The organism is Selenomonas sp. FOBRC9, from assembly GCF_000287655.1.
In the GTDB taxonomy this organism is placed as follows: Bacteria; Bacillota; Negativicutes; order Selenomonadales; family Selenomonadaceae; genus Centipeda; species Centipeda artemidis.
Genome location: NZ_ALJR01000006.1, coordinates 18,268 through 27,477, shown reverse-complemented (window position 1 = coordinate 27,477; position 9,210 = coordinate 18,268). Strand labels below are relative to the sequence as shown.

The 9,210-nt window shown below is 53.3% G+C and carries 10 protein-coding genes; all 10 read right to left on the bottom strand.

What is annotated here, in order from left to right:
• The coding region (locus HMPREF1147_RS02170; RefSeq protein WP_009657436.1) for an IS5 family transposase at positions 1-918 on the bottom strand (918 nt) is incomplete at its 3' end.
• 111 nt (positions 919-1,029) lie between these two features.
• Entirely contained in the window at positions 1,030-1,332 is a 303-nt protein-coding gene (locus HMPREF1147_RS02165) for a hypothetical protein (RefSeq protein ID WP_009348952.1), read from the bottom strand.
• Between the two features lie 69 nt (positions 1,333-1,401).
• A complete protein-coding gene (locus HMPREF1147_RS02160) occupies positions 1,402-2,409 on the bottom strand; it encodes a YafY family protein (RefSeq protein ID WP_009657506.1) in 1,008 nt (335 codons plus the stop codon).
• A 32-nt stretch (positions 2,410-2,441) separates the two neighbouring features.
• Positions 2,442-4,484: an AAA family ATPase gene (locus HMPREF1147_RS11395; RefSeq protein WP_009657512.1), complete on the bottom strand. Its 2,043-nt coding sequence runs from the start codon at positions 4,482-4,484 to the stop codon at positions 2,442-2,444.
• A 193-nt stretch (positions 4,485-4,677) separates the two neighbouring features.
• On the bottom strand, positions 4,678-6,237 hold the full coding sequence (guaA, locus tag HMPREF1147_RS02150) for a glutamine-hydrolyzing GMP synthase (protein WP_009657516.1): 1,560 nt from the start codon (positions 6,235-6,237) through the stop codon (positions 4,678-4,680).
• 18 nt (positions 6,238-6,255) lie between these two features.
• Positions 6,256-6,741, bottom strand: coding sequence for a regulatory protein RecX (locus HMPREF1147_RS02145; protein ID WP_009657507.1), 486 nt, complete (start codon positions 6,739-6,741; stop codon positions 6,256-6,258).
• Positions 6,738-7,820, bottom strand: a complete 1,083-nt coding sequence (recA, locus tag HMPREF1147_RS02140) for a recombinase RecA (protein WP_009348957.1) — start codon at positions 7,818-7,820, stop codon at positions 6,738-6,740. Before recA ends, HMPREF1147_RS02145 begins: the two co-directional genes overlap by 4 nt.
• 101 nt (positions 7,821-7,921) lie before the next feature.
• The gene (locus HMPREF1147_RS02135) at positions 7,922-8,365 is read right to left on the bottom strand and encodes a GatB/YqeY domain-containing protein (protein ID WP_009657508.1); all 444 of its coding nucleotides are present in this window, start codon (positions 8,363-8,365) and stop codon (positions 7,922-7,924) included.
• Between the two features lie 91 nt (positions 8,366-8,456).
• Positions 8,457-8,639, bottom strand: a complete 183-nt coding sequence (gene rpsU / locus HMPREF1147_RS02130) for a 30S ribosomal protein S21 (protein WP_005841552.1) — start codon at positions 8,637-8,639, stop codon at positions 8,457-8,459.
• Positions 8,640-8,780: 141 nt separating this feature from the next.
• On the bottom strand, positions 8,781-9,128 hold the full coding sequence (locus HMPREF1147_RS02125; protein WP_009657510.1) for a histidine triad nucleotide-binding protein: 348 nt from the start codon (positions 9,126-9,128) through the stop codon (positions 8,781-8,783).
• Between the last annotated feature and the right edge of the window lie 82 nt (positions 9,129-9,210).

Here is a 9,210-nt window from a genome sequence, read left to right as displayed (position 1 = left end):
GTATTGCAGAAGGTTCTTCCTGAGTCCGCGATACCTTGTCTTACCCGCATGAAACAGACGCTTCACAATGAGAAAAGGATGCTCCACCTTGCTGCGAACCGAGGCTTTCGCATGCTCGATCTGCCTGTCCCAATTCGTCCCTTTGTATTCTTTCGTCATGCGCTTCTGCGAGGGGCTTTGGGCAATGCGGTAGTCCACGTCTGAAAGCTCGGACCTCTCTCGGATTTCCGTGCGTTTTTCCACACCGAGATACCCCGAATCCCCATAGACCGTATGATCATCTTCGCGGATCAGCGCATGGGTTTGGGTAATGTCGTGCACGTTGGCGGCGGTCGCTGTGATCGTATGGACGTATCCTGTTCCGGCATCCGCACCGGAATGGATCTTCATGCCGAAGTACCACTGATTCCCCTTCTTCGTGGAGTGCATCTCAGGGTCACGGGACTTTGTCGCGTTCTTGGTCGAACTCGGTGCATGAATGATGGTTGCATCAACAATCGTGCCGCCGTGCATGATGAGTCCAGACGCGTCTAGGCGTTGTTTCACATCATCGAAAATCTTGCGGGCGATGTCGTGCTTTTCCAGCAGATGCCGAAAATGCAGAAGTGTCGTGGCATCGGGTGTCTGTTCTGTGGAAAAGTCAATCCGCAGAAACTGTTTCATGGCATAGCTGTCGTAAATTGCATCCTCGATTCCCTCATCGGAAAGACCGAACCAGTTCTGCATAAGGTACATACGCAGCATGGTTTCTAGGGGGATCAGTTTTCTGCCGCGCTCTTTCTGGACATAGTACGGCGCGATGAGTGCCATCCATTCGTTCCAAGGAATGATGGATTCCATGGCTTCCAGAAAGGCTTCACGGCGTGTTGTTCTCTTGCGGTTTGCGTACTCCATGTCGGTAAAGGTTTGCTGCACCATGATGTTGCCTCTCTCTCGTCGTGTTGCTGTTTTCCTCTATTGTAATATTTCGGAGCTCAATCGTGCAACAAAAGAATTTTTCAGTGTTTCCCTGAATATATACGCGAACCTTCAAACGGTCAAAATCAGCAATGATGTCTGCATCTGCATGGTTTCCTTTCCTAGGATCATTTTTTGACGGTATATCGACGCGATCTGCACCGATTTTTTCATGTAGATTTTAACTAAGTTCTCCAGTTCATCCGAATTCAAATACTGTTGGAAAAACGAAGACTTTTGCAGAGCCTCGACGGCAGCCGCATAAATACTTTTTCTTTTGGGCTGCTCCCCCGGCGGCAAACTGCATATCTCGTCAATTTCGACTTTCACGTCCGCATCCTCATTCAAGTTTGCCGTCGCATTCCGATTCTTCATCTTTGTCTGTAATAAAGGATATTGATGTTTAACAAATCTTAATTCCTAAAAACTTCACTCTCCTATTTTTTACATAAATTCAATATCTTTTTTCTCATACTGCGCCAGTGTCTCGCGCAGTTTTTTGATCAATTTCTCGCGTACGGACTGCGGTGCAATGACTTCAAGATTATCGGCACGCTGCATGAGCCAGTAATAAAGCCCCGCACCGTCCTGAACGCTGACCGTTACTTCACAGTAGTCGGTGTCCGGAAGCTCCCAAATCCGGACAGCCCTGCCAAAATGATCAATCAAATCGTCGATCTCATAGCGGGGGCATTTGAGCCGCAGAGAAATATCCTTTCCCCCATAGCAATAGATTGTCCGATGAACAAACGCACTCAACCCGTCCGTTTCTCGCACGCCGACAAAATCCCGAAGCGGCGTGCGACGTTCGAAGGGTTCCGGGATTTCTACGTGCGCCATACGATCAATCCGATAATGACTAAGATCATCCTTACCGTCGTGATGAAAGATCATATAGTAAAAATCATCCTTGTAGGTAAGCGCATAGGGGCTTCCGTGATACACATGATCATTGCGCGGAATGCGCCGCCCGGTTACATCGTATCGCATGTATCGAAACGCAATCTTACGGTTCGTGCGTATGGCGCGCAAAATCGTGTCGATATTATTTTTTACATGGCAATGATCCTCCGCTGCGCCGATGCGACCGGGCGAGATCGCATCAAGCAGCTCCCGACCGGAGGGGCCTATCTGAGCTTTCAGCTTTTTGACAATTCCCTGTACCTCCTTTTTAGGGAGGACGTTGGAGGAGAGCGCCAAATCAATCAAAAATTTCAGCTCCCATTCCTCGAACGTACGGCTTGCCAAATACCAGCCCTCTCTTCTGTCGTTCGGGCGAAAAATATCCATGCCGCAGTCGGAGCGGAGCACATCGATATCACGATAGATCGACTTGCGCTCCGCCCGGATTCCATACCGCGTTTCCAAAAGGTCGGCAATCTGCACTGCGGTCTTTGGATGATCCTCATCCGTCTCCATGATATGATAAAACTTCTTCTTCGTATCTGCCATGATGATTTCCCTCCCTGCCGGGAATCATCATATCACGCTGTGCGGCAAAATCCAATCCCGGGTTTTTCAACACGATCAAGCGCCGGCGCTTCGAAGTCCTCGGCGTCGAGCGTCAGCCCTGCCGCTCTTTCTATTTTCCCGCCGCGTTCCAAGAGCCGTCTCGACTGGCGCAGTATCGCTTGCTCCAAGAGATTTCTGACAAAGCGTCCGTTGCCAAAATTTTTATCCTTGACCGCAGCGGTAAAGATTGCCCCGCATTTTCTCCGTGCCGCGTCCGTCATCGTATAGCCGCTTTTACGCTCCATCTGAGAGAGGATACCATCCAGTTCCGTCGGCGTGTAGTCCGGAAAATGAAGCCGGAAGCCGATGCGGCTCTTCAGCCCCTCGTTGTGCAGAAGCAGCTCCTTCATCTTCTCCGGATACCCCGCCAAAATCACAATCACATCCTCACGTTGATTCTCCATCTCCTGCACAATGGTATTGATCGCCTCATCACCAAACGTGCGGTGCTCCTCCATCAGCGCATATGCCTCGTCGATAAAGAGGATGCCGCCGTGCGCCTGTACAAACTTCTCGCGTACCTTCGGCGCCGTCCAGCCCACATAGCGCCCGACCAGATCCGCGCGCCCGCACTCAACCAAAGGACAGCGGGGCAAGACACCTTCCTCCTCCAGTATCCGCGCAATCAGCCGTGCGGTCGTCGTCTTTGCCGTACCGGGATTCCCCGTAAACACCATATGACGCGCCGCCCCCTCGTCCGTGATGCCCCACGAGGCGCGCAGCTTGCGCATCTTATGCGCCGCAATGAGATTCCGGACAATTTCCTTGACCTCTCCGAGTCCAACCATAGCGTTGAACTCATCGTACACCGTCTGCGTTTTATCGTACCGTGCGGCGCAGCGCTCTTCCGTATATTGTGTGCGATAAGCCGGATAGGCGCGCAACAGTGCTCGTTTGTGCCATGCGTCAAACACGCGGTGAACCTCTTCCGCAGTGAATCCGCTTGGCTGATCCGGCAGAACATAGTCCCCGTCTTCTGCAAATACTGCGTAATCCGAGTCTTTGATCAGCGCAGTTAGATATGCCTCCGCCTGCGCACGCGAGCGGCGCGACTCCGGCAGATCAAGAATATGGAGCTCCTCGCCCACGACATTCGTCAAGCATCGGCACTCGTCCGCACCGCTGCGATCCGTAACGAAGATGAACAGCGTTTTCCGATGATGCGCCTTAATGCCTGTACAGAGTGACTCAAATACCTCTTTATCCCGCAGCAGTGCGCTATTCGCGCCGGATTCCCGCGCAAGATCGGCAAAGGAGAGTACCACCGTCGCGCCCTCGGATTGTGCGAGGAGCTGCGATATTTTATCGGCAACGCCCCAGCTCTCGCTGCACCGGGTCAACATATCATAACGAGACCCGGGCAGCCGCCCATTCTCATACAGACATTCGAGCAGCAGGCGAACCGCCGGTTCCGCACAAGCAGCATCCGCAACATTGAGCTTATAGTGGACGGGATGCTCTATAAAAGTGCGGTGATTATCTTGGGCGTAGATGCGCCGAATCTCCTCGATAAACGCCTCTCCCATGAGCAGCTGCTTTGCCCTCTGAACCGCAGCCTCTTCCCCGCGCGGCTCACTGTCACAGAGCCCCGCCGTAATCCGGAAATCGTCGGGGTCGCAGCCCTCGCTCCATTCCTCAAAATACTCCGGGAGCGTGTATCGGATTAACCCGCCCGTATGATCTGCTTCTGCACAACGCCGAAAGAATTCTGCGGAGGTAATCTCCAGCATTTCACCAATCTGAACTGCCAAATGATACGGTGCTTTCGAAAATGTATTTTGCAGCGTTTCATACGCGTAGGCGATCCGATTTTCCCCGAGTGCAAGAGCGATCCGCATCACATCATTATCCACCTCATAAATGAGTGCGAACTCGCTCACTTTCCCCATATTCCGTTCCATAAATACACTGCGTAAATCGCTGTTGATCTTCTCCGCATTGACCCGGTCGAACTGCACCGACCTATCCGGCATCATGTTGCGCAGATCCTTAACCTCGACTGCATAGAAAAGCATAATGTGTACATCCCCTTTCGGTACTTCAATATAAGAACCAACCTTGATGCTGTTATCATATCAAAGCAGTTGTCCCATCTCTTGGACATATAAACCAAAAGAAAAAGACATCGTTTTGAACGTGCTTGTACAAACGATGTCCGATGTATCTATTTTTGAATCCATAGGGCGCGGAAGAGCCCGGATTAATATTTTATTCGAGTTCTATGGTTGCGGGCGGTTTCCCGGTGCAGTCATAGAGAACGCGGTTGACGCCGCGCACTTCGTTGACGATGCGTGTCGTGACCTTGGAGAGCACTTCCCACGGAATTTGTGCCGCCTCTGCGGTCATGAAGTCGCTCGTGACGACGGCGCGCAGAACAACGGCATAATCATAGGTGCGCCCGTCTCCCATCACGCCGACGGATCGCATATTCGTGAGCGCGGCAAAATACTGACCGAGATTCTTTTGCAGGCCGGCGTGTGCAAGCTCCTCACGATAGATCGCATCCGCGTCTTGGACGATCCGCACTTTCTCCGCCGTGACCTCGCCGACAATGCGGATGCCGAGCCCTGGGCCCGGGAACGGCTGGCGATCCACGAGATAATCCGGGATGCCAAGTTCGCTCCCCGCCGCGCGTACTTCGTCCTTAAAGAGAAGCCGCAGCGGTTCGACAATCTCCTTAAAGTCCACATGGTCGGGCAAACCGCCGACATTATGATGCGACTTAATGACCGCCGACTTCCCGAGACCGCTCTCAATCACGTCCGGATAGATCGTTCCCTGTACGAGGAAGTCTACCGCGCCGATTTCATGCGCCGCTTCTTCAAACACGCGGATAAATTCCGCGCCGATGATCTTGCGCTTCTGCTCGGGCTCCCTAACACCTTTGAGCTTTTCATAGAACCGCTCCTGCGCATTGATGCGGATGAAGTTGACGTCATAAGTACCGGCGCTGCCGAACACTGCCTCCACTTCGTCACCCTCATTCTTGCGCAGAAGCCCGTGATCGACAAAGACGCAGGTCAGATTTTTGCCGATGGCTTTAGAGAGCAGCACGGCTGCAACGGAGGAGTCTACACCGCCTGAAAGTGCACAAAGCGCACGACCGCCGCCGATCTTTTCACGCAGTTCCTCAATCGTTTTCTGTACGAAGGAATCCATGCGCCACGTACCCGTGCAGCCACAGACATTGTAGACGAAGTTGCGCAGGATCTCGCTCCCGTGCTCCGTGTGCATGACTTCCGGATGGAACTGAACGGCATAAAGACGCTGTGCCGCATTCTCCATCGCCGCGATTGGACAGACAGGTGTATGCGCCGTCAGGGCAAATCCCGCAGGCATACCGCTGATATAATCGGTATGGCTCATCCAGCAGACATTCTTTTCCGGAATCCCCGTAAATAGGAGAGAATCCCGCCCCGTAATATCCACCTCTGTCCTGCCGTACTCGCTCGTCGGCGCAGTCTCAACCGTTCCACCGAGCAGGTGTGCCATGAGCTGCGCCCCGTAGCAGATGCCAAGCACGGGGATCCCCATGGAAAAGAGTTCCTTCGGCGCCGTCACCGCCTCCGCGCCGTATACACTGTTCGGGCCTCCCGTCAGGATGATGCCGCGCGGCGCAAGCGCACGAATCTCAGCGAGCGAAAGCGTGTGCGGATGCACCTCGCAATAGACGCTGCTCTCGCGTACGCGGCGGGCAATCAGCTGATTATACTGTCCGCCAAAGTCGAGCACCAAAATCATTTCCGAGGCATCGGGTTGATTCATCATGCAAGTCCCTTTCTGCTGTTATGCTTCTGCACCTTCTGTAAAATTACGCACGGCGGCATGGGCGGTATCGACGGAAAAGCCCTTTTGGTAGAGATTTGCCATCATCTTTTGCTTCTTATCCGTCGGTTTGAACTTCATCGCGAGCACACGCTCCGCCACAGCTGCCTCGCGCTCCGCCGTGTCCGGAGGAACCGCACTGCGAATGAGTTCCTTATCGAATCCGCGCTGCATGAGCTTGACGAAAATCTGCCGCACGGAATAGCGGCTCTCATTGTAGAGATACATGAACTGCTGTGCGCAAAGATCCGCATCATCAAGATACTTCCGCTCGATGAGCCGCTCTATCGCCGCATCAATATCTTCCTGCGGAAAGCCCTTGCGCTGAAGTTTCTCGCGCAGCTTCTTCTCACTTTGCGCTTGACGCGCGAGATAATCCACCGCGGTGACGAGCGCCGTTTTCTCTGCGGATTTTTTTCGCCCCGATTTATGTCCTTCCTCGGTCATGCCTCAGTCTCCGCGTCGACCGCATCCGGTGTATCTTCTCCGCCGACGCCTCCGATTGTCAAGAGCTGCTCACGAATTTTCCCCTCAATCTCTGCGATGAGTTCCGGTTTGCTTTCGAGTGCTGCCTTTGCGTTTTCCTTCCCCTGGCCGAGACGCGTCCCTTCATAGGAGTACCACGCACCGCTCTTATCCACGATGTCGAGATCGACGCCCATATCAATGATGCTGCCAATGCGTGACACTCCTTCACCGTACATAATATCAAACTCTGCGGTCTTGAACGGCGGCGCAACCTTGTTTTTAACAATCTTTGCACGCGTACGGTTGCCGAGCGAATCCGAGCCCTGTTTAATCGTATCACTGCGCCGTACATCGATACGCACGGATGCATAAAATTTCAATGCACGCCCGCCCGTTGTCGTCTCCGGGTTGCCATAGGTAACGCCGATCTTTTCGCGGAGCTGGTTGATAAAGATGGCTACCGTGCGTGTCTTGCTGATAATGCCCGTAAGCTTGCGCATTGCCTGACTCATGAGACGCGCCTGCAGGCCGACATGAGACGATCCCATATCCTCATCTATTTCCGACTTTGGCACAAGGGCTGCGACGGAGTCCACGACAATGATGTCAACAGCCCCGCTGCGCACGAGCGCATCGACGATCTCAAGTGCCTGTTCCCCCGTATCCGGCTGTGATATAAGAAGCTCCTCGATATTAACACCGAGCCGCTTGGCATACTCCGGGTCAAGTGCGTGTTCGGCATCGATGAACGCCGCCACGCCGCCTGCTTTCTGCGCTTCTGCAATCATATGAAGCGTGACAGTCGTCTTTCCCGAGGACTCCGGTCCATACACCTCGATGATACGGCCGCGTGGGATGCCGCCTACACCGAGAGCAATATCGAGCGGCAGAATACCTGTCGATATAACCTCGATGTTCATGTTCGCCTGCGCTTCACCAAGGCGCATGATAGCGCCTTTGCCGTGCGCCTTTTCAATCTGCTTGAGCGCCTGCTCAAGTGCCTCCTCCCGCGTCATGGGCTTGTCTTTTTTACTGTCTTTCTTTTCTTTCTCCGCCATGTCGTCCGCTCCTTCACATCAACAAATTCTCACTAATTATACGAAAATCCCCGGTGTTTTGTCAAAGAAAACACGGGGATTTCCCACCGTTCCGCAAATATTTATTGGAGCAGTGCGCGGACAGTTTCGTTGACGAGCTTCCCGTCCGCACGCCCCTTCACGCGCGGCATCAATGCTCCCATCACCTTACCCATATCCTTGGATGAGGAGGCGCCGACAGAGGAAATGACTTCTTCAACAATCTTTTTGATCTCATCCGCACTCAACTGCTCCGGCAGATACGGCATGAGAACGGCAATCTCCGCTTGCGTCTTTTCGACGAGATCGGCACGTCCGCCGCGCTCAAACTCCTCGATAGAATCGCGGCGCATCTTGACTTCCTTCCCAATAACACCGAGCACCTCGTCGTCAGTGAGCGTCTTTTTTCCATCAATTTCCGCTTGTCGTACAGCGCCGCGCACAAGCCGAATGACGGAAAGACGTTCCTTCTCCCCCTGCTTCATTGCTTCCTTCATATCGGCGGTCAATTGTTCCATTAATGTCATGAGATAACTTCCTTTCTGCATCATTTCGGGGAACACATATAAGGATAAAGAAAAACATCCGTGGTACAGCGTCCACGGATGCCCTTTGCAATCAGCCTCTGTATTTGCGTTTACGCGCTGCCTCAGACTTCTTTTTGCGGCGAACGCTCGGTTTCTCGTAATGTTCACGCTTGCGCACTTCTGCAAGTGTGCCGGCTTTCTGTGACATACGCTTAAAGCGGCGGAGAGCACTGTCGATCGACTCATTTTTGCCGACCTTGATTTCATTTGCCATGCATTTCCCCTCCCTCCACGCGCGGAGTAATTTCGCGCCAATAAATGACACGAATACATTATACTCTATGGGGATAATTCATGTCAATCATCGAACTAAAATTCTCATAAAATACTCATTCTCATTCTATGCGTTCCGCACTCACCCCGGCGGCCACGTCATAGCCCGCCCGCCGAGCAGGTGGAAATGCAGATGCCCGACGGTCTGTCCGCCGTCCGCGCCGGTGTTCGCGACCAGTCGGAAGCCGCCCTCGTCCACGCCGCAGGAGCGCGCAACGGCAGGCGCGACCTCGGTGAGGATGTGCCCCGCGAGTTTCTTGTCCGCGCCGGTCAGCGCCATGATGCTGCCGATATGTTTCTTTGGGATGATGAGGACATGCGTCGGCGCCTGCGGTTCGAGGTCGCGGAACGCGAGCACGCTCTCGTCCTCGTAGACTTTCCCTGAAGGGATTTCCCCCGACGCGATTTTACAAAAGATACAATCCGCCATATCGTTCACTTCCTTTTCTATGCATTGGTTTTACCAAAATGATTCGCCGCGGGCATCCATATTCCTGCACAATGTTCACACG